This window comes from Streptomyces sp. NBC_01017, from assembly GCF_045162795.1.
Lineage (GTDB): Bacteria > Actinomycetota > Actinomycetes > Streptomycetales > Streptomycetaceae > Streptomyces > Streptomyces machairae.
In genome coordinates this window covers 3,213,485-3,234,734 of the sequence record NZ_CP108683.1, presented here as the reverse complement: position 1 = coordinate 3,234,734, position 21,250 = coordinate 3,213,485, and the positions used below count along the sequence as shown (strand labels likewise).

At 71.5% G+C, this 21,250-nt stretch carries 16 protein-coding genes; 10 read left to right on the top strand and 6 right to left on the bottom strand.

The annotated features are described in order from the left end of the window. Positions 1-7: 7 nt before the first annotated feature. On the bottom strand, positions 8-4,084 hold the full coding sequence (locus tag OG331_RS14780) for a molybdopterin-dependent oxidoreductase (RefSeq protein WP_406196085.1): 4,077 nt from the start codon (positions 4,082-4,084) through the stop codon (positions 8-10). A 255-nt stretch (positions 4,085-4,339) separates the two neighbouring features. Between OG331_RS14780 and OG331_RS14775 the strand changes: the two genes are divergently transcribed. The 4 genes from OG331_RS14775 (at position 4,340) to OG331_RS14760 (ending at position 7,081) form a co-directional block, all read left to right on the top strand. Next, positions 4,340-4,729, top strand: coding sequence for a cell division protein SepF (locus OG331_RS14775; protein WP_362386699.1), 390 nt, complete (start codon positions 4,340-4,342; stop codon positions 4,727-4,729). Positions 4,730-4,830: 101 nt separating this feature from the next. After that, positions 4,831-6,114: an ATP-binding protein gene (locus tag OG331_RS14770; RefSeq protein ID WP_406196082.1), complete on the top strand. Its 1,284-nt coding sequence runs from the start codon at positions 4,831-4,833 to the stop codon at positions 6,112-6,114. Then, a complete protein-coding gene (locus OG331_RS14765) occupies positions 6,111-6,437 on the top strand; it encodes a nucleotide pyrophosphohydrolase (RefSeq protein WP_328422379.1) in 327 nt (108 codons plus the stop codon). Before OG331_RS14770 ends, OG331_RS14765 begins: the two co-directional genes overlap by 4 nt. Positions 6,438-6,619: 182 nt before the next feature. Beyond that, a complete protein-coding gene (locus tag OG331_RS14760; protein WP_406196079.1) occupies positions 6,620-7,081 on the top strand; it encodes a DUF6099 family protein in 462 nt (153 codons plus the stop codon). 402 nt (positions 7,082-7,483) lie between these two features. On the opposite strand, the gene OG331_RS14755 is transcribed toward OG331_RS14760, so the two are convergent. After that, positions 7,484-7,651 (bottom strand): hypothetical protein, encoded by a 168-nt coding sequence (locus tag OG331_RS14755; protein WP_406196076.1) that lies wholly within the window; start codon positions 7,649-7,651, stop codon positions 7,484-7,486. A gap of 243 nt (positions 7,652-7,894) precedes the next feature. Between OG331_RS14755 and OG331_RS14750 the strand changes: the two genes are divergently transcribed. Continuing rightward, on the top strand, positions 7,895-8,818 hold the full coding sequence (locus tag OG331_RS14750) for an LLM class F420-dependent oxidoreductase (protein ID WP_406196074.1): 924 nt from the start codon (positions 7,895-7,897) through the stop codon (positions 8,816-8,818). A 70-nt stretch (positions 8,819-8,888) separates the two neighbouring features. On the opposite strand, the gene OG331_RS14745 is transcribed toward OG331_RS14750, so the two are convergent. Further along, a complete protein-coding gene (locus OG331_RS14745; RefSeq protein WP_406196072.1) occupies positions 8,889-11,069 on the bottom strand; it encodes a hypothetical protein in 2,181 nt (726 codons plus the stop codon). Between the two features lie 139 nt (positions 11,070-11,208). Between OG331_RS14745 and OG331_RS14740 the strand changes: the two genes are divergently transcribed. Further along, positions 11,209-12,699, top strand: a complete 1,491-nt coding sequence (locus OG331_RS14740; RefSeq protein ID WP_406196069.1) for a 3' terminal RNA ribose 2'-O-methyltransferase Hen1 — start codon at positions 11,209-11,211, stop codon at positions 12,697-12,699. Then, positions 12,696-15,260, top strand: a complete 2,565-nt coding sequence (locus OG331_RS14735) for a polynucleotide kinase-phosphatase (RefSeq protein WP_406196066.1) — start codon at positions 12,696-12,698, stop codon at positions 15,258-15,260. The genes OG331_RS14740 and OG331_RS14735 overlap by 4 nt, the downstream gene beginning before the upstream one ends. Before the next feature lie 15 nt (positions 15,261-15,275). On the opposite strand, the gene OG331_RS14730 is transcribed toward OG331_RS14735, so the two are convergent. Further along, a complete protein-coding gene (locus OG331_RS14730) occupies positions 15,276-16,175 on the bottom strand; it encodes a hypothetical protein (RefSeq protein ID WP_406196063.1) in 900 nt (299 codons plus the stop codon). After that, positions 16,172-17,209 carry an SPFH domain-containing protein gene (locus OG331_RS14725; protein WP_406196061.1) on the bottom strand — a complete coding sequence of 346 codons (1,038 nt, stop codon included), beginning with the start codon at positions 17,207-17,209 and terminating at the stop codon, positions 16,172-16,174. The genes OG331_RS14730 and OG331_RS14725 overlap by 4 nt, the downstream gene beginning before the upstream one ends. Positions 17,210-17,331: 122 nt before the next feature. Between OG331_RS14725 and OG331_RS14720 the strand changes: the two genes are divergently transcribed. Together OG331_RS14720 and argF are read left to right on the top strand one after the other, a co-directional pair. Continuing rightward, positions 17,332-18,555 (top strand): arginine deiminase, encoded by a 1,224-nt coding sequence (locus OG331_RS14720; protein ID WP_406196058.1) that lies wholly within the window; start codon positions 17,332-17,334, stop codon positions 18,553-18,555. An 80-nt stretch (positions 18,556-18,635) separates the two neighbouring features. Next, positions 18,636-19,652, top strand: a complete 1,017-nt coding sequence (gene argF, locus OG331_RS14715; RefSeq protein WP_406196055.1) for an ornithine carbamoyltransferase — start codon at positions 18,636-18,638, stop codon at positions 19,650-19,652. Here argF and OG331_RS14710 read toward each other — a convergent pair. Further along, positions 19,649-20,101 carry an ATP-binding protein gene (locus tag OG331_RS14710; RefSeq protein ID WP_406196053.1) on the bottom strand — a complete coding sequence of 151 codons (453 nt, stop codon included), beginning with the start codon at positions 20,099-20,101 and terminating at the stop codon, positions 19,649-19,651. The genes argF and OG331_RS14710 overlap by 4 nt on opposite strands. A 318-nt stretch (positions 20,102-20,419) precedes the next feature. On the opposite strand from OG331_RS14710, the gene OG331_RS14705 reads away from it, so the two are divergent. Continuing rightward, positions 20,420-21,247 (top strand): enoyl-CoA hydratase family protein, encoded by an 828-nt coding sequence (locus OG331_RS14705; RefSeq protein WP_406196051.1) that lies wholly within the window; start codon positions 20,420-20,422, stop codon positions 21,245-21,247. Positions 21,248-21,250: the final 3 nt, after the last annotated feature.

Here is a 21,250-nt window from a genome sequence, read left to right as displayed (position 1 = left end):
GGCAGGGTCAGTACACGTCCCGGACGTAACGCTTCGCCGCCGCCAACTGCTTCACGTACGCCGACGCCTCCGCCTCCTCCAGGCCTCCGTGCGCGACCGCGATGTCGCGCAGGGCCCGGTCGACGTCCTTGGCCATGCGCGAGGCGTCACCGCAGACGTAGAAGTGGGCGCCGTCCTGCAGCCAGCGCCACAGCTCGGGGCCGTGTTCGCGCATCCGGTCCTGGACGTACACCTTGTTGCGCTGGTCGCGGGAGAACGCGGTGTCGAGGCGGGCGAGGGTGCCCTCGTCGAGCAGCCCGGTCAGCTCGTCCTCGTAGTAGAAATCGCTCGCCCGGTGCTGCTCGCCGAAGAACAGCCAGTTGGGCGCCCGGTGCCCGAGCGCGCGCCGCTCCTGGAGGAAGCCGACGAAGGGCGCGACACCGGTGCCCGGGCCGACCATCACCATCGGCGTCGAGGCGTCCGCCGGCGGGCGGAAGTGCGGGGACGCCTGCACGAACACCGGCACCTCGGTGTCCGGCTCGGCGTCGGCCAGGAAGGGCGAGCAGACACCGCCGCGCGGTCGGCCGTGCAGGTTCTCGTACCGGACGACCGAGACGGTGAGCGATACGAGGTGCGGGTCGACGAGCGGGCTCGACGATATGGAGTACAGGCGCGGCTGGAGCTTCCGGAGCACCCCGGCCCACTCCTCGGCGTCCGCCCGCACGGGGTGCTCGGCGATGACGTCCACGGCCTGCCGCCCCCAACTCCACTGCGCCAGACCGTCCTTGTTGTCGGGCCGCAGCAGCCGCCGCAACTCCCGGTCGTCGCGGACACGTTCGGCGACGAAACGGAGCAGGTCCGGGGTGATCCGCGTGATGTCGAGGTGCCGGTACAAGGACTCGGCGAAGGAGGCTTCGCCAACACCGTTCAGTTGCACGGCGGTTGAGCCGTCCACTCCGGTCACGGCCAGCCACTCCTCCACCAGCGCGGACGAGTTGACCGGCCGCACGCCGAGCGCGTCGCCCGCCTCGTACGTCAGCGAGGTGCCGCTCGTGTCGAAGGTGAAGCGCCGCACCTCCTTGCCGCCGCCGGGTCGGCTGAGCAGCCGGTTGCCGACCAGGCGGGCGGCGGTCGGGGCGGGCTTGGGCCCGGCGTTCGGCTCGGCCTTCGGCTTCTCGACTGCGGGGGCGTCCGTGCCGCCGAGCGCCGTGAGGACCTGGTCGAGCCATGCGCCGGCGGACGGCTCGTAGTCCGGTTCGCAGTCCGTGCGGGGGGCCAGGGCCACGGCGCCCAGCTCGCCCAGCCGGGTGTCGAGCCGGCGCCCGTGCCCGCAGAAGTCGTCGTACGAGGAGTCCCCGAGGGCGAGCACGGCGTACCGCACCCCGTCCAGCCGCGGAGCCTCGTCGTCGGACAGGGTGTCCCAGAGACCGGCTCCGTTGTCGGGCGCGTCGCCGTCGCCGAACGTGCTGGTGATGAAGAGCAGGTCCGCCGTGCGGGCGAGGGCGCGGACATCGGCCTCGTCCATGCCGACCAGCGTGGTCCGGTGCCCGGCCGCGCCCAGCCGCTCGGCGGTGGCGGTGGCGAACTCCTCGGCGTTCCCGGTCTGCGAGGCCCACAGCACGACGACATCCCGGCCCTGCGGCGTACGCGGCTGCGCCGCCGTGCGGGAGTACATGCCGGCCAGGACGCCGTTGACCCACAACGCGTGCTCGGGGCTGAAGGGGGCCTCCGGCGGGAGCACGGGCACCCCGGGCGCGCCGGAGTCGAGGCCGGCCAGGAACCCCGTGAGGTAGAGGCGTTCCTGCGCGGACAGGACGGGCGGCGGCGCGGGTTCCAGACCGAAGGGGCCGAAGGGGCCGAAGGGGGCGGATGCGCCGGCGGTGACGGCTGTCGGCGTCAGGGCCGGCACTTCCGGCACGACCGAAACTTCCGGCACCTCCGGCACGGAAGCCGCCGTGGGAGCCGCGACCCGGGCCAGGGAGACGGCACACACCTTGAACTCCGGCTGGAAGGAGATCGGATCCACCGCGTCGCTCGTCACCGCGTTGACGCTCAGATACTCCCCGAACAGATCGTTCCAGTGGAACGGCGCGAAACAGCACCCCGGCCGCACCCGCTCGGTCAGCACCGCCGGCAGCACGGCCCGCCCACGCCGCGAGGCGACCTCCACCTGGTCCCCGTCGGCGATCCCCAACCCGCGCGCGTCCGCCGGATGCAGTTCCACGAACGGCCCCGGGTTCAGCTTGTTGAGCTTGGCGACCTTGCCGGTCTTGGTCAGCGTGTGCCACTGGTGCTGAACGCGCCCGGTGTTCAGTACGAAGGGGTAGTCGTCGTCCGGCATCTCGGCGGCCGGCATGTGCGGCCGGGCGTGGAACGCGGCTCGCCCGCTCGCGGTGGGGAACCGCAGCCCGCCGGCCGGGTCGACGTACCGGATCGGATTGCGGTGCGGGCCGTCCGGGTCGGCGGCCGGCCACTGCACGGGCGTTGCCCGCAGCCGCTCGTACGTCACCCCGCGCAGATCCCAGCCGGTCACCGGGTTCCAGGCCCGCCGTATCTCCTCGAAGACGTCCTCGGCACTGTCGTACGAGAACCCCTTCTCGTACCCCATCGCACACGCGACGGCCGCGATGATCCGCCAGTCCGCCATCGCCTCGCCGGGCGGGTCGGCGACCGGCCGGGTCAAGGTCAGATTGCGCTCACTGTTGACGAAGACACCCTCGCCCTCGGTCCACATGGCGCCGGGCAGCACGACGTCCGCGTACGCGTTGGTCTCGGTGTCGGTGAAGACGTCCTGCGTGACGACGAACTCGGCGGCCTCCAGCCCCTCGATGACGGTACGGCGATTGGCGACGGAGGCGACGGGATTGGTGCAGATGATCCAGCAGGCCTTGATCTCCCGGTCGGCCATCCTCTGGAACATCTCGACGGTCCCCTTGCCGACCCCGTCGGCGCGCAGCGTGCCCGGCGGCAGCTCCCACAGCTGCTCGACGAAGTCCCGCTCGGAGTCGACGAGGACGGACCGCTGGCCGGGCAGCCCCGGTCCCATGTAGCCCATCTCGCGGCCACCCATGGCGTTGGGCTGGCCGGTGAGGGAGAAGGGGCCGGAGCCCGGGCGGCAGATGGCGCCGGTGGCGAGATGCAGGTTGACCAGGGCGTTCGTGTTCCACGTGCCGTGCGTGGACTGGTTCAGGCCCATCGTCCAGCAGCTCATCCACTCGCCCGCCTCGCCGATCAGCCGGGCGGCGGCACGGAGGTCGTCCTCGGCGAGTCCGGTGATCTCGGCGACGGCGGCCGGCGGGTAGTCGGCGAGGAAGGCGGGCATCTCCTCCCAGCCGTCGGTGTGCGCGGCGATGAAGCCGGGGTCGGTGTGGCCGTTCTCGACGAGCAGGTGCAGTAGGCCGTTGAGCAGGGCCAGGTCGGTGCCCGGCTTGAGCTGGAGGTAGAGATCGGCCTTGGCGGCGGTGGCGGTACGCCGAGGGTCGACGACGATGAGCTTGGCGCCCGCCTTGACCCGCTCCATCATGCGCAGGAAGAGGATCGGGTGGCAGTCGGCCATGTTCGAGCCGATGACCAGGAAGGTGTCCGCCCTGTCGAAGTCCTCGTACGACCCGGGCGGCCCGTCGGCGCCGAGGGACAGCTTGTAGCCCATGCCCGCACTGGCCATGCACAGCCGGGAGTTCGACTCGATCTGGTTCGTCCGTACGAACCCCTTGGCCAGCTTGTTCGCCAGGTACTGCGCCTCCGTGCTCATCTGCCCGGAGACGTAGAAGGCGACCGCGTCCGGCCCGTGCTCGTCGATGATCGTGCGCAGCCGCCGGGCGGTCTCGGAGATCGCGGCGGCCATCGGGGAGGGCACCGGCTCCTCGCCCCGGTCGTCCCTGACCAGCGCCGTGGTCAGCCGCCCGGGCGCGGCGAGCATCTCGGCCGTGGTCGCGCCCTTCGTGCACAGCCGGCCCGCGTTCGCCGGGTGCGCCTTGTCGCCGGAGGCCTTCAGGACCGTACGCCGTCCGTCCGGCCCCATTCCGACGTCCAGCAGGATTCCGCAGCCGACCCCGCAGTACGTGCAGACCGTCCGGACCTGAGTCGTGGAGGTGGTCTCGGTCACGTGCTGCCCTTCTCCGGCGGTCGGGGTGTTGTCTGGAGCGTACGAATTGCCCGTTACGTCGATGTCACATCCCTTGATCATGAGGAGTTACGTAGGCCACACAGAGGGCCCGCGCGCGCTGTGAGGGGGCGGGCCGGGAGGAGGCGCGATGCGTACGGGGGCTCGCGGACCGTGTCGGTGTTGGGCCGAACGGGTGACTTGGCGTAAGAATTGGCTGGTGCAGGCATTGAAGGCGAGTCAAGGCGGGGGGAGCCGGTGAACAGCCACGACGTCACCGATGAACAGTGGGAAGGGCTCGCCCAGGTCGTGCCGTTGCGGGGCCGGGACGCCTGGCCGTCCGCGGTGGACCACCGGGTGCCTCCGGAGGCGGCGACGGAACCGCGTCGCCGGTTCGTCGTCCTGCGGGTCAACGTGTTCGCGGACGCCCGCGACGTCGCCGAGACGCTGATGGCGGGGATTCCGGTGCTGCTCGATCTGACGGGGGCCGAGACCGAGGTGGCCAAGCGGGTGCTGGACTTCAGCACCGGGGTCGTCTTCGGGCTGGGGAGCGGGATGCATCGGGTGGACCGGAATGTGTTTCTGCTGACGCCGCCCGGGACCGAGGTCAGTGGGTTGATGGAGGGGGCGGGGGTTCCCGGTACGTGAGGGGTACGTGAGGGGGGTCGGGCCTGCGGTGGTCGCTCGATCGTAGGAAGGGTGCCGGGGTGGAACGGTTCGTCTGGCGATAGCGGGCCTACGGTCCGGGCATGGCTGGCTCCTCTGCATCGTCCGTGTCCGTGTCGTCTGTTTCCGGTGTTGTGTCCGTCCCCGCGCAGGGGCGGCGGGTGGGTGGCGCGGGCGGCGGGTGTTCCGGCCGGCCCCATCTGACCGAGCTACGGCTCTCCGCGTTCGCCGGGCATCGGCGGGTCGCGCTGCCGCTCGGGGTGTTCACGGTCCTGGCCGGGCCGAGTGGGTGCGGAAAAACGACTGCGTTGCGGGCCTACGAGGCGCTTGCTCGGCTCGGTGGGGGTGCCGAGCTCGGGGAGGTGTTCCCCGATCCCGTGGCCTGCGTGCCCGAGCGGGCCCGGCCCGATGTGCAGCGGCGGCGGGGCTTCCGGATCGGCTGTACCGCCGACGGTCCCGAGGGGCCGGTTCGGCTCGACGTCGCCGTGCAGGCCGAGCCCGAACTGCGGATCGTGGGGGAGCGGTTGAGCGCGGACGGGGTCGTCCTGCTGGAGACGGCCCTGCGGGATCCGAGTCGGCGTTGTGTGCAGGCCGCCTGGCATACGGCCGGTCAGTCGCCGGTGACACGGGCGCCGCTGCCCGACGACCGGCTCGGTACTGCGCTGGTGCCGCTGCGGGTGGCCGGGAAGACGGAGGGGCAGCGGCGGGTGCTGGCCGCCGCCGAGCAGATGGTCGTGGCGTTGCGGTCGGTCTTCGCATGTGACCCTCGGCCCGATCGGATGCGGGGTCCTGTGCCGGTTGGTTCCGGGCGGCTGCTCAGGGGCTGCGACAACCTTGCCGATGTGCTCTGGCGGACTCGTGCCGAGTGCGCGCGGCGGCATGCGCAGCTTGTGGGCGCGGTGCGGGCGGGGTGCGCCGGGGCGGTGGCCGATGTGGCCGCCGAGGTGCTGGGGGACGGGACGGTGCGGGGGGTGCTCGACCGGGGGGACGGGGTTCGTACGGAGCTCGGACGGTTGGGGGACGGTGAGCTGCGGTATCTCGCGCTGTCGCTGGTGCTGCTGACCGGGCCGGGGGTGCTGGAGGTCGATCCGGTGGGGGAGGTGCCTGCCGCGATGCAGGCGTTGAGCGTGGTGGTGGACGGGTTCGATCGGGGGCTGGATGCGGTGCAGCGGGGGGAGTTGGTGGGGCTTGCTGCGCGGATGTGTGAGCGGGGGCATATTCGGGTGGTGGGGGCTGTGAGTGACTTGGCGGGTGTGGTGGCGAGGCCGGGTGCGGGTGCGGGTGCGGGTGCGGGTGCGGGTGCGGGTGCGGGGACGGTGGGGGTGTCGGGGGCGGGTGGTGTGACGGTGGTACACCTGGAGCCGTGACCGAACCTCTTGATGTGGCCAAGCTGCAGCGCAGGCTGGCCGAGTTCGCTGCCGCGCGCGACTGGCAGCCGTATCACACGCCGAAGAACCTCGTCGCCGCGCTCAGTGTGGAGGCGTCCGAACTCGTCGAGATCTTCCAGTGGCTGACGCCCGAGGAGTCGGCTCGGGTCATGGACGATGCGGAGACCGCGGGGCGGGTGACCGATGAGGTGGCGGACGTGCTCGCCTATCTGTTGCAGCTGTGCGAGGTGCTCGGGATCGATCCGTTGGCGGCGTTGGACGCGAAGATCGATCGGAACGAGCGGAGGTTTCCAGCGCCGTAGAGGTGGGGAGGGCCTCGGTCCGCTTTCACACTGCGTGTTCGTTTGCCTGGCTGTAGCCGAAAAGTTGTCCGCAGATTTCCGTCTTCCTCTGGCTTTTCGTCTCAAGGGCCTTCACTCTGGGTAGTGGACAAGGGAGTTCGGGCGGCGCGTGGGCAGCGCGTCGGGACAGACGGGGACTGCGTATGGACGCGGTGCGGCTGATCATGACGAGCAGGCGGGCGCTGGCCGGGAGCGAGGGCGCGCCGGAGATCTTGACCGAGGTGTGGCAGGCACAGGCCCTGGCTCAGGCGATCGGCAGCCGGCTTGCGGTGTACGGGCCACCTGAACTGCGAGGCGAGGCGCTGGGGTTGACCGAGCTGGCGGGGCGTGGGTGTGGGGTGCTGGAGGTACCGGACCTTGCGGAGGGGGACTTACGCGCGGCCCAGCTCACAGAGTTGGGCGATGCGCGGCAGTCGCTGATGCATCTGGGCAGCCTGTTGGGTGAGGTGGGGATCGCTCTGGTGGGCATGGCCAGCGCGGCGGATGACGAGGCGACGTACTGGCAGTGCATGGAGGCCATCGACGCGGCGGATGAGTCTCGGGATCGGGTGCGGGAGATGCTGCGCAGACTTGCGGATCGGGAGGGGTTGCCTGCGGCGGGGTAGGTCTGCGGGATGCCTGCGGCGGCCTGTCGCTGTTGGGTGGGGGTGCGCGTAGCGCCAACGGTTCGGTGGGTGGTCGGGGCCGCGCCGGGGGGTGTGCGTCCTCGGACCGGCGGCCAGGGTCGGGCAGAGAGGGTCCTTTTCCTTGACGCCGGCCACTGCGGGCGGACACCCCCCGGCACGTCCCCTTGCCGCCGTGGGCGACTGCGGCGCCGCGGGGGTACGCCACCAACACGGCCACCAGATCGGTCTCTTTCAAGTGCCCGTCCCGGCATTCCAGCCCGTCGGGGGCTTGAGGGTGACGTGGTGCCGGTCCAGGGAATTTCAGCCCGTCCGGCGTTTGAGGACGAGGCCGTTCAGGCCGACGGGGTCCAGGGGGCGGAGCCCCCTGGCGGGGGCGGAGGGTCAGCCGGCGTCGGAGTCCTGTCGCTGGGCCCCCGTTGACTGCAGGTCCGCGTCCAGGGCCGACAGGTCCGCGTTCAGGGCTGCCATCAGCTCCTCCATCTGCTGCAGCAGCCCCTTCGGCTGGCCTGCGCCACTGGTGGTCTGCTGTGGCGCGAATTCCTCGGACATGACGGCCTCCTCGGGCCTCCGGCCCCCCAGTGGCAGTGGGCCGACACGGTGACGCTCCGGTCGGCAGGGGCCGGTGCGGGGGCCGGGCGGTCCGGCTCCGATCGAGCCAACGATCACTGTGAAGGCCGGTCACTGGCCCGGGCAGGGGGCGGCTCCGGCGTTGACGGAATTCACCCGACCGGGGAGGCGGGGGGCAGGGGGACCCGCGCGGTTGACGGGTGCCTCGGCGTGCAGGATGGAGTCATGGATCTTCGCATCTTCACCGAACCCCAGCAGGGGGCCACCTACGACACCCTCCTCACCGTGGCGAAAGCCACCGAGGATCTCGGCTTTGACGCGTTCTTCCGGTCCGACCACTATCTGAAGATGGGCTCCGGGGACGGCCTGCCCGGGCCCACCGACGCCTGGATCACACTTGCCGGTCTCGCACGTGAGACCAAGCGCATTCGCCTCGGCACCCTGATGACCGCCGGCACCTTCCGGCTGCCCGGCGTGCTCGCCATCCAGGTCGCCCAGGTCGACCAGATGTCCGGCGGCCGCGTGGAACTCGGGCTCGGTGCTGGCTGGTTCGAGGAGGAGCACAAGGCGTACGGCATCCCGTTCCCGAAGGAGAAGTTCGCGCGGCTGGAGGAGCAGCTCGCCATCGTCACGGGGCTGTGGGCGACCGAGGCCGGCGAGACCTTCGACTTCCACGGCAGCTTCTACGACCTGACCGAGTCGCCCGCCCTGCCCAAGCCCGCCCAGGACAGGATTCCGGTTCTGATCGGCGGGCACGGCGCCACCCGTACTCCGCGGCTGGCCGGCAAGTACGCCGATGAGTTCAACATGCCGTTCGCCTCGGTCGAGGACAGTGAGCGGCAGTTCGGGCGAGTGCGCGCCGCCGCCGAGGAGGCCGGGCGCAAGGGCGACGACCTCGTCTATTCCAACGCCCTTGTGGTGTGCGTGGGCAAGGACGAGGCGGAGGTCGCCCGTCGTGCCGCCGCGATCGGGCGGGAGGTCGACGAGCTCAAGGTCAACGGGCTCGCCGGGTCTCCGCACGAGGTTGTCGACAAGATCGGCCGGTACCAGGAGATCGGCTCCCGGCGGATCTACCTCCAGGTCCTCGACCTGGACGACCTGGACCACCTGGAGCTCATCTCCTCCCAGGTTCAGTCCCAGCTGTCGTAGAGCCTGACCTGCCTGACCCCTTCGCGGCCCCCGGGAGCATGTCGTCCGGGGGCCGTCGTGGCTCCGCGCCTCACACCTCCGGCGTCGCCCCTTCCTCCAGGGCCGACACGGTGGCCCGGGCCCTCGTGCGCAGTCGTTCGTCGGCGTGGATGATCCCGTCCTCCAGCCCGGAGTTCACGATCCGGCGGTCCCCGTCGGCCAGGGCCGCCAGGCGGTTCAGGTGCGCGTCCGTGAGGGTGGCCAGGTCCAGGGACAGGAGTGCGTCGAGTGCCGTGTCCGGGTCGGCGTTGTGTTCCGCCGCGGTCAGGACCGCATCGGGCAGCGTCCTGCGCAGCTCGTCCTCGATGCCGATCGTCAGCAGGGCCAGCACGCAGGCCGGTGCGTGCAGGGGCGTGGCGAGCATGCGCTCGAGTGGTGGGCGCAAGGGCGCCGCGGCGGGGCCGAGCCGGGCCGCCAGGCGCGCGGCGCGGACTCCCGTCCAGGTGAACCAGGGCCCGTCGGACTCCGCGAGCACCGCGTCGAGGATCCGTACGGGCTCGGTGGCGTCACCTGTGATGTGCCAGAGCGCCTCGGCCAGTTCCACGTCGGCGTCCAGCTGCGGCGTGGTCCGGGGCTGGGCGGGGTCGCTCAGCGCTGCGCGTATGTCCGGCAGCAAATCGGCTGCTCCCGTGCCGAGTTGGGCGCAGCGTCGGGCGGCGTCGAGGACGTCGTAGGCCTTGCCGGCGAGGCCGGAGCGGACGGCGGTGTGGAGCGGGGACGCGTCGCCGGTCAACTCGTGCAGCGCGTGCGCGGCGGCCGGGCGGCCCTCCTCGGGGCCCTTGCGGGCTGCCTTGCGCAGCTCGTCCTCGATGCGTTTGCGGATCCGGCCCTCGGTGGGGCATGCGGCTGCCAGTGCCCTCGGTCCGGCGAGCGGAATGCGGGGGAGGGCGTCGAGCAGTTCGGGGACCGCGGGCGAGGCCTGCGCGCCCCAGGAGGTCAGCAGGAGGGCGAGGTGGATCGGTTCGTTGCCGCTCACCTTCGGGTCGGCGAGGCGTCGGCGGACCGCGTCGAGGAGCGCGGGCTCGAAGGGCAGTGTCGCCTCGCCCGTCGTACCGAAGCCTCGGGCACCGGCCGCGACAGCCAGTGCTCGTGGGCGCCGCGGCAGGTCGGCCGCGAGCAGACGCGCCGCCCGTTCGGGAGCCAGGGGCACGAGTGCCGCCAGGGCGCTGTCCGCCGTGTCGTCGCCGTCGACGGCGAGGCGGGCGAGGGCGTCGGTGAGAGCGGCGTGCGCATCGTGCGCTGTGACCGACGGCACGCCCGTGATCTTGCCCAGCAGGCTCAGGACACGCGGCGCGGACGAAGGATCGTCGAGGACGGGGAGCAGGAGGGGGAGCAGGCGCCCCGGGGCGGCACGCGAGATCATGCAGGCGTGGTCGGCGGCCCACACCGCTTCCGCGCGGATCTCCGGCTCCGGAAGCGCCAATGCGGCGGCCAGGAGACCGAACGCGGCCTCGCGCTCCTCGTCCGTGTCCCGGCGCAGCAGCGCGTCGACCGCGGTCTGCAACGGCTCGCGCTGGTTCGCGTCGAACCGTTCGGCGACCAGATCGTCGGCGGGGAGTATGGAGAGGAGCGTGTCGTGGCAGGTCGCTGTCCATGGCAGGCCCGCGTCCAGGCGGGCCAGCACGGCGGCGAGGCGCAGTTCTGCCGGGCCCGTCGGCTCCAGCGCCGCCGTGGCCGTGTCCGCGCTCGCTCCCGGATCCACCCTGGTCATCGCGGCCAGCAGTTCCGCCCGGACGACCGGCTCCCCTTCCACGGCCCACCGCCGCTCCAGCGCCGGCCAGGTCTCGTCCCGCGCGTCCGTGTGTCCGGCCAGCCAGGCCGTGGCCTGGCGCACCTGTGCGTCCCGGTCGTCCAACAGCGGCAGGAGCAAGGGAAGTTGGGCGGCCACCGCGGCACGGCATGCGCCGTGGGCCACCTCGTGCTCGTCCTCGCTCTCGGCTATGGAGCCCAGCAGTACCAGTACGTCGGCGCTCCGACACCCGCCCGCCGCCAGCCGCGCCAGGAACGGCACCACCTCCACCGTGGCCGCATACACCGTCCCCTGGTGCCAGATGTTGCCGTAGAGCTCGTGCAGTGCCTGTCCGGCCGCCTCCGAGTCGCCGGCCGTCAGCGCACGCAGCACGGCAGGCACGTCCTCCGCACTGCCGTACGCGTGCCGCAAGGTGGCCCAGGGCCGGTCGTCGAGCCCGGCGAGAGCATCTGCGAGATCCATGGCCGGATCCTGACAGAGGGCACTGACAATCGGGGTCGTGGGGCGGTACGAAAACCCCGGGTGGTTGCGGCGTCCGCTCTGTACGTTGTACTGGCGGCGCACATGCGCAGCTCAGACCCTATTCAAAGGCCGACCCACCGTGTTTCTGACGATCACTGCCACCGGCACCCCAGAACGCCCCGCCACCGATCTCGGCTTCCTGCTGCACAAGCATCCCGAGAAGGCGCAGGTGTTCTCCACCTCGTACGGCAAGGCGCACGTCCTCTACCCGGAGGCCGATGCCCAGCGCTGCACGGCGGCGCTGCTGTTGGAGGTCGACGCGGTGGCACTGGTCCGGCGCGGCAAGGGCAAGGGGCGGGGCGGCGCGCCCGACGCGGCGCTCGCGCAGTACGTCAACGACCGGCCGTACGCCGCCTCCTCGCTGCTCGCGGTCGCGCTCAGCGGTGTGTTCTCCAGCGCGATGCGGGGTGTGTGCACCGCCCGTCCGGACCTGCCGGCTCAGCCGCGGTCGCTGCGGATCGAGGTGCCCGCGCTCCCGGCCCGGGGCGGCCCCGATCTCGTACGGGGGCTGTTCGAGCCGCTCGGCTGGGCGGTGACCGCCGAACCCGTGCCGTTGGACGTGCAGTTCCCCGAGTGGGGAGACTCGCGCTATGTGCGGCTCGTGCTGGAGTCGGAGGCGCTGACCCTCGCCGAGGCCCTGCGTCACCTCTATGTCCTGCTGCCCGTCCTCGACGACGCCAAGCACTACTGGGTCTCTTCCGAGGAGGTCGACAAGCTGCTGCGGGCCGGTGAGGGCTGGCTGGCGGAGCACCCGGAGCAGAAGCTGATCACCAGCCGGTATCTGTCGCGCCGCTGGTCGCTGACCCGGCAGGCGATGGAGCGGCTGGAGCTGGTGCGGCTCGCGGAGGCCGACGACAGCGAGGTCGAGGACATCGACAACGCCGTCGAGGCGGAGAGCGAGGCCGAGGAGAAGCCGACGCCGCTCGCCGTGCAGCGCCGGGACGCGATCACGGCCGCGCTGAAGGCGTCCGGTGCCGCGCGCGTGCTCGATCTCGGATGCGGCCAGGGGCAGTTGGTGCAGGCGCTGCTCAAGGACCCGGCGTACACCGAGATCGTCGGCGTGGACGTGTCGATGCGGGCGCTGACCATCGCCGGGCGGCGGCTGAAGCTGGACCGGATGGGAGAGCGGCAGGCCTCGCGCGTGCAGCTCTTCCAGAGCTCCCTCGCCTACACCGACAGCCGCCTCAAGGGCTACGACGCCGCCGTGCTCAGCGAGGTCATCGAGCACCTCGACCTGCCACGGCTGCCCGCCCTGGAGTACGCGGTGTTCGGCGCCGCCCGTCCGCGGACGGTTGTGGTGACCACCCCGAACGTCGAGTACAACGTCCGCTGGGAGTCCCTCCCGGCCGGCCATGTCCGGCACGGCGACCACCGGTTCGAGTGGACGCGCGAGGAGTTCCGGTCGTGGGCCGGGGCGGTGGCCGAACGGCACGGGTACGGCGTGGAGTTCGTACCCGTCGGGCCGGACGACCCGGAGGTGGGGCCGCCCACGCAGATGGCCCTGTTTGAAATCAGCACAGCCGGCATGAAGAGCAGTGTGAACGACGAGAAGGAGGCGAAGGCGGCATGAGCGAGACCATCCAGGAGCCCGGGACCCAGGCGGCCGAGGGACGGGTCCTGCCCGTCACCGACCTCTCCCTCGTCGTGCTCGTCGGCGCCTCCGGCTCCGGCAAGTCCACCTTCGCCCACCGGCACTTCAAGCCGACGGAGATCATCTCCTCCGACTTCTGCCGCGGCCTGGTCTCCGACGACGAGAACGACCAGAGCGCGACCCGGGACGCCTTCGACGTCCTGCACTACATCGCGGGCAAGCGCCTGGCGGCCGGCCGCCGTACGGTCGTCGACGCCACCAGCGTGCAGCAGGACTCCCGGCGGCAGCTGATCGAGCTGGCCAGGCAGTACGACGTGCTGCCGATAGCCATCGTGCTCGACGTGCCGGAGGACGTGTGCGCCGAGCGCAACGCCGGCCGCACCGACCGGGCCGACATGCCGCGCCGCGTCATCCAGCGGCACACCCGTGAACTCCGGCGGTCCCTGCGGCACCTGGAGCGCGAGGGCTTCCGCAAGGTGCACGTCCTGCGAGGGGTGGACGATGTCGAGAGCGCGTCCGTCGTCACCGAGAAGCGCTTCAACGACCTCACCCACCTCACCGGGCCGTTCGACATCGTCGGTGACATCCACGGCTGCGCGTCCGAACTGGAGTCCCTGCTCGGCAAGTTGGGCTACACCGACGGTGTGCACCCGGACGGCCGTACCGCCGTCTTCGTCGGCGACCTCGTCGACCGCGGCCCGGACAGCCCGGGCGTGCTGCGCCGCGTGATGTCGATGGTGAAGTCGGGCAACGCGCTGTGCGTGCCGGGCAACCACGAGAACAAGTACGGCCGCTACCTCAAGGGCCGCAAGGTCCAGCACACGCACGGACTCGCCGAGACCATCGAGCAGATGGAGGGCGCGAGCGAGGAGTTCCGCGCCGAGGTGCGGGAGTTCATCGACGGGCTCGTCAGCCACTACGTCCTCGACGGCGGCCGGCTCGTGGTCTGCCACGCCGGTCTGCCGGAGAAGTACCACGGCCGCACCTCGGGGCGGGTGCGCTCGCACGCGCTGTACGGCGACACCACCGGGGAGACCGACGAGTTCGGGCTGCCGGTGCGCTACCCGTGGGCGGAGGACTACCGGGGCCGGGCGGCTGTGGTGTACGGCCACACCCCGGTGCCGGAGGCCACATGGCTGAACAACACCATCTGCCTGGACACCGGTGCCGTCTTCGGCGGCAAGCTGACCGCGCTGCGCTGGCCGGAGCGGGAGCTGGTCGACGTACCGGCCGAGCAGGTCTGGTACGAGCCGGCCAAGCCGTTGCGGACGGAGGCGCCGGGCGGGCACGACGGACGGCCGCTCGACCTGAACGACGTCCACGGCCGCAGGGTCGTCGAGACCCGGCACGCCGGGCGGGTGTCGGTCCGTGAGGAGAACGCGGCCGCGGCCCTGGAGGTCATGAGCCGCTTCGCCGTCGACCCGCGCCTGCTGCCGTACCTCCCGCCGACCATGGCCCCCACGGCGACCAGCCACATCGAGGGCTACCTGGAGCACCCGGCGGAGGCCTTCGCGCAGTACGCGGTGGACGGTGTCGAGCGGGTCGTGTGCGAGGAGAAGCACATGGGCTCGCGGGCCGTGGCGCTGGTGTGCCGGGACGCGAAGGCCGCGCGCAAGCGGTTCGGCGTCGACGGTGCCACCGGGTCGCTCTACACCCGTACGGGGCGCCCGTTCTTCGACGACGAGTCGGTGACGGAGACGATCCTGGACCGGCTCCGGGCCGCGGTCACCGAGGCGGGTCTGTGGGCCGAGCTGGAGACCGACTGGTTGCTGCTCGACGCCGAGTTGATGCCGTGGTCGCTGAAGGCGCACGGTCTGCTGCGGTCGCAGTACGCCGCGGTCGGCGCCGCCTCCGGGGCGGTGTTCCCGGGTGCGCTCGCCGCACTGGAGGGCGCCGCGGCGCGCGGAGTCGACGTGTCCGACCTGCTCGCCCGCCAGCGCGGACGGGCCACGGACGCCGCCGCGTTCACGGAGGCGTACCGCCGGTACTGCTGGACCACGGACGGCCTGGACGGCGTACGCCTGGCGCCGTTCCAGATCCTGGCGGTCCAGGGCCGCAGCCTGGCCGGGCTCCCGCACAACGAGCAGCTCGCCCTTCTCGACCGGCTGGTGGAGCACGACGGCACCGGCCTGCTGCAGACGACCCGGCGCCTCTACGTCGACACCGGTGACCCGGAGTCGGTGCAGGCCGGTGTCGACTGGTGGCTGGAGATGACGGGCCGCGGCGGCGAGGGCATGGTCGTCAAGCCGGTCGGCGCGGTGGTTCGCAGCGGGGAAGGGCGCCTGGTCCAGCCCGGGATCAAGTGCCGGGGCCGGGAGTACCTGCGGATCATCTACGGTCCCGAGTACACGCGGCCGGACAACCTGGCCCGGCTGCGGCAGCGGTTCCTCAACCACAAGCGGTCCCTCGCCATCCGCGAGTACGCGCTGGGCCTCGAAGCCCTGGACCGGCTGGCGGAGGGCGAGCCGCTGTGGCGGGTGCACGAGGCGGTGTTCGGGGTGCTGGCGCTGGAGTCGGAGCCGGTCGACCCCCGGCTGTGAGCCGGGGGAGCGGCTTCAGCCGACCAGCCGCAGCCGCTCCCGGCACACGCCGACCCGGACCGTCTGCCCCCAGGTCAGTTCGACCGCGTCCGTCTCCATCCCGTCCCCGAAGGCGACGAGCCGCTCGGACTCGACGGTGAGGTGGAGACGGGCCGCGGCGGCGAGTTCCCCGGCCACCCGTGACGTACCGGTGGCCGGGGACGGCCAGGCCTCGCGGACGTACCAGAGCAGGCGTTCCTCCGTCGGGGAGGGCAGCCGCAGCTGCCCTCCCCGCTCCTGCCACACCGACCGGATCCAGCCGGTCGCCCCCGTCCCGGTGCCGATCAGCACCCCGGACGAGGCCTGGGCCTCGACGACACCCCCGTCGTCCTCCAGGCCCAGGCGGTATCGGGCCGTCTGGTGTCCGACGGCGCCCAGGTAGATCTCGTTCAGCGCCACGAGCCGCTGGGTGTCGTCGGCCACGGCCTCGACCATGGTGAGTTCGTCGAAGGTGCCCCTTGCGGATTGCGCCGCGGTGAGCAGCGGGCCGGTGTTCTCGGGGCGGTGGCGCACCAGGACGCCCGGGTTGCGGCCGGGGTCACTGTCGATGCCCAGCACCGGTTGTCCCGCGAGGTACTTGGCCACGTTCGCGACCAGGCCGTCCTGCCCGACCACGACCACCACGTCCTCAGGTGCGAACAGGAACCGGTCCAAGTCGCCCCGCTCGACCCGGCTCCGACGCCAGGTCAGCGGAATCGCCGACGTCACGTCCGCCAGCGCCCGGCGCGTCCGGTGGTGGCGTTCGGCGACCTCCGCGATGTCCCGGCCCCGGGAGGCGAGAAAGAAGGCGGCCTGGCCGTGCGTGCCGTGCCGGGCCACCAACTCCTCGTACTCCGTGGTGCGATGGACGAGGACGACCCGGGGAGCGAGGCTCACGCCCGCTCCTGGGTACCGAGCCTGGCGAGCAGCCCCGTCAGCACGTCCGGCGACACCGTCACGCTGTCGATCCGCGGCAGGTTCTCCGCGAGCCGTGTCCCGGTGAGGGCGTGCAGCGTCGCCACGTCGACCTCGCCGTGCACCCGCAGCCAGGCGGCCTGCGCCTGGGCCCTCGCTTCACCGACCTCGCGCGCGCCCTCGGCCTCCGCCCGGGCCAGCCGTACGGAACGAGCCGCCTCGGCGTCGGCCAGCCGTACCGTCCGTGCCGCCTCCGCCTCGGCCCGGACCGCGTCGGCCGCCGCGTGCTCCTCGGCCTCCCGCCGCGCGTTGGTGCCCCGCTGGTCCACCAACTGCTCCTCGCGGCGGGCGAGTTCGATCTGGCTGGCCAGTTCGTTCTCGGCGATCGCGCGTTCCCGCTCGACGGCCACCGCCCGGCGCTCGTACGTCGCCCGGTCCGCCTCCTGCTGGATCTGCTCGCGGGCCGGGGTGCGCAGCGCCCGCTCCACCTCCGGTTCGGGGCGCACCGCCATGACGCGTACGGCGACCACCTCGATGCCCGTCGACGGGAGCCGCGGCTCGCCGGCCAGGCCCGCCGCGATACGCTCCCGCACCGCTGTCACGCCGTCGACCAGCGCCGCCGACAGCGGCGTACGGGACAGGACGTCCAGCGCGTGCTGCTGGGCCGTCTCCGTCAGGAGCGTCCCCAGCTGCTCCAGCGGCGTGCCCCGCCACGCGCCCGTGTCCGGGTCGATGGAGAAGTCCAGGCGCGACGCCGCCACCGCCGGGTCGCTGATCCGGTAGGTGACCGTCGCCTGTACGGCCACGTCCTGGAAGTCGGACGTACGGGCATGGAAGGTCATCGCCAGCTCCCGGTCGTCGACCGGCACTTCGGACAGCGCGGCGGTCAGCGCCCGGAACCAGAAGCTGAGGCCGGGGCCGTCGTGCAGCAGCTTGCCGCCGCGATGGTGGCGGATGTGCGCCGTGGGCGCGCCGCGCAGATGGCGCCAGCCGAGGCGCCGGGTGATGTCGGCCATGGGGACCCCCTCGCTTTTCGTCATGTAGACGATAATCGCGATGCCTGCTTGTCGTCAAGGGGACGAAAACGGAAACGGTCAAGCAGGGGGTGAACCCGGTCGGCGATGGTCAGGATGGAGGCATGGGATTCCATGTCGACTCCGAGGCCGGGCGGCTGCGCCGCGTCATCCTGCACCGGCCCGATCTCGAGCTCAAAAGGCTCACCCCCAGCAACAAGGACGCCCTGCTCTTCGACGACGTGCTGTGGGTGCGCCGGGCGCGCGCCGAGCACGACGGGTTCGCCGACGTCCTGCGCGACCGCGGGGTCACGGTCCACCTGTTCGGCGACCTGCTCACCGAGGCCCTGGAGATCCCGGCGGCCCGGAAGCTCGTCCTGGACAGGGTCTTCGACGAGAAGGAGTACGGGGTGCTGGCCACGGATCATCTCCGTGCGGCCTACGAAGGCCTGCCCTCGCCCGAACTGGCCGAAGCCCTCGTCGGCGGCATGACCAAACGGGAGTTCCTGGAGGCGCACTCCGAGCCGATCTCCGTGCGCTTCCATGTCATGGAGCTGGACGACTTCCTCCTCGCGCCTCTGCCCAATCACCTCTTCACCCGGGACACCTCCGCCTGGATCTACGACGGGGTCTCCGTCAACGCCATGCGCTGGCCCGCCCGGCAGCGCGAGACCGTCCACTTCGAGGCGATCTACCGGCACCACCCGCTGTTCCGTGACGAAACGTTCCACGTCTGGTCCGAGGGGCAGGCCGACTATCCCTCCACCATCGAGGGCGGGGACGTCCTCGTGATCGGCAGCGGAGCCGTGCTCATCGGGATGAGCGAGCGGACCACGCCCCAGGCCGTCGAGATGCTCGCCCACAAGCTGTTCGCCGCCGGGTCGGCGCAGACGATCGTGGCCCTCGACATGCCCAAGCGGCGCGCCCTCATGCATCTCGACACCGTGATGACGATGGTCGACGGTGACGTCTTCACCCAGTACGCCGGGCTCGGCATGCTCCGCTCGTACACCATCGAACCGGGCGCCGGCGACAAGGAGCTCAAGGTCACCGACCACCCGCCGGAGCACATGCACCGCGCGATCGCCGCCGCGCTCGGCCTCAGCGAGATCCGTGTCCTGACCGCCACCCAGGACGTCCACGCGGCCGAGCGTGAGCAGTGGGACGACGGCTGCAACGTGCTGGCTGTCGAGCCGGGTGTGGTCGTCGCCTATGAGCGGAATTCGACCACCAACACGCATCTGCGCAAGCAGGGCATCGAGGTGATCGAGATCCCGGGGAGCGAGCTGGGGCGGGGGAGAGGCGGGCCGCGGTGTATGAGCTGTCCGGTCGAACGGGAGGCCGTTTAGACCGAGAGCTGGCTGTATAGAAATGCCTATGGTCGTATAGACTTCCAAGGTCCCTGTTCACGTACCTCTGGAGCGCCCCCATGGCGACTGTCCCGACCGCCCTCGCCGGCCGCCACTTCCTCAAGGAGCTCGACTTCACCGGGCAGGAGTTCCTCGGGTTGGTCGAGCTGGCCGCCGAGCTGAAGGCCGCCAAGAAGGCCGGGGCCGAGACGCAGTACCTGCGGGGCCGGAACATCGCGCTGATCTTCGAGAAGACCTCGACGCGCACCCGCTGCGCGTTCGAGGTCGCGGCCGCGGACCAGGGCGCCTCGACGACGTACCTCGACCCGTCGGGCTCGCAGATCGGCCACAAGGAGTCCGTGAAGGACACCGCGCGGGTGCTGGGGCGGATGTACGACGGGATCGAGTACCGCGGGGACAGCCAGGCGAACGTGGAGGAGCTGGCGGCGTACGCGGGCGTGCCCGTCTTCAACGGTCTGACCGACGACTGGCACCCGACGCAGATGCTGGCCGACGTGCTGACGATGACGGAGCACAGCGGCAAGCCCCCGAAGGAGATCGCCTTCGCCTACCTGGGCGACGCCCGCTTCAACATGGGCAACTCGTACCTGATCACCGGGGCGCTGCTCGGCATGGACGTGCGCATCGTCGCCCCCCAGGCGTACTGGCCCGCCCAGGCGATCATCGAGCAGGCCCTCAAGCTCTCCGAGACCAGCGGCGCCCGCGTCACCATCACGGAGAAGGTCGACGAGGGGGTCCTCGGAGCGCACTTCGTCGCCACCGACGTCTGGGTCTCCATGGGGGAGCCCAAGGAGGTGTGGGCCGAGCGGATCGCCGCGCTGGCTCCGTATGCCGTGACCATGGACGTGCTGCGCGCCACCGGGAACCCGGCTGTGAAGTTCCTCCACTGTCTGCCGGCGTTCCATGACCTGGGTACGAAGGTCGGGCGCGAGATCTTCGAGCGGCACGGCCTGGAGTCGCTGGAGGTCACGGACGAGGTCTTCGAGTCGGCGCACTCCGTGGTTTTCGACGAGGCGGAGAATCGGATGCACACGATCAAGGCCGTTCTGGTCGCGACCCTGGCCCAAGAGGGCTAAAGCGGGCGGCGCTGAGCCGGTACGACCGGCAGTCTGAACCAGACCGCCTTGCCGGAGTCCGTCGGGCGGTGGCCGCAGGACGAGCTCAGGGTGCGGATCAGGAGGAGGCCCCGGCCGTGCTCCTGCCAGGGGTCGGGCTCGCCCTTGGTGGGGCGGGTCAGGTCGCCGGGCGGCGCCGGGTCCGGGTCGTGGACCTCGACCTGGCAGCCGGACGGCAGCAGCTCCACGACCAGCTCTATGGGGCCGTTGCCTGCAGTGTGCTCCACGGCGTTCGCGACCAGCTCCGCCGTGAGCAGCTCCGCGGTGTCGCTGTCGGCGGCGTGCTGCAGCTCGGCCAGCGCCGTACGGACCAGGGCGCGCGCGACGGGCACGGCCGCGACCGTGTGCGGCAGCGCGATACGCCAGGAGGGCGAGGCTGAGGGGCGATCTTGCAAGGCGGGTCCGTTCATGAGCAGGCTGTCCTGCTTTCAACCTTATGAATGGTACGGCGCCACCCGGCGAAGGGCCTGCGAGGGCACCGTTCGGAAGCTTCGGCCCCGACTGCTGGGCGACTTACCCAGGTGAACGGCCGCCCTCGCGCGGTTGATCCCGTCGTTACGGGGGTGTCGACGAGCCGTGACGGATGTGACGGAGCAAGGTCACACCCGGTTGGCTTATTGCGTGCTCGTGACGACAGTCAAAGTTGGGTGATAGTTTCGAAGGGTAGAGCTCGGAGGGTAGAGCTCAGCGAGGCAGTGCCCGCCGTCCGCCCGAGGAGGCCGCACGTCATGAGTCCCTTCACCGGCTCCGCCGCCCGCACCCCCGACTGGAAACATCTGCGGGTCGAGCATGCCGACGGCGTCGCCACCGTCACCCTCGCCCGCCCAGAGAAACTCAACGCGCTCACCTTCGGCGCCTACGCCGACCTGCGCGATCTGCTCGCCGAGCTGTCCCGGGAGCGGGCGGTGCGGGCCCTGGTGCTGGCCGGCGAGGGCCGCGGCTTCTGCTCCGGCGGCGACGTCGACGAGATCATCGGCGCCACCCTGGCCATGGACACCGCCCAGCTCCTCGACTTCAACCGGATGACCGGGCAGGTCGTGCGGGCGGTACGGGAGTGCCCGTTCCCGGTGATCGCGGCGGTGCACGGGGTGGCGGCCGGAGCCGGGGCGGTACTGGCACTCGCGGCCGACTTCCGGGTCGCCGACCCCACCGCCCGCTTCGCCTTCCTCTTCACCCGGGTCGGGCTGTCCGGCGGCGACATGGGCGCCGCGTACCTGCTGCCCCGGATCGTCGGCCTCGGCCACGCGACCCGGCTGCTGATGCTGGGCGAACCGGTCCGGGCACCGGAGGCCGAGCGCATCGGCCTGATCAGCGAGCTGGCGGAGGAGGGGAACGCGCACGAGGCCGCACAGGCACTCGCCCGCCGCCTGGCCGAGGGCCCGGCCCTGGCCTACGCCCAGACAAAGGCACTGCTGACGGCCGAGCTGGACATGCCGTTGGCGGCATCGGTGGAAATGGACGCCTCGACGCAGGCCCTGCTGATGAACGGCGAGGACTACGCGGAGTTCCACGCGGCGTTCACGGAGAAGCGCCCGCCCAAATGGCAAGGGAGGTAGGGG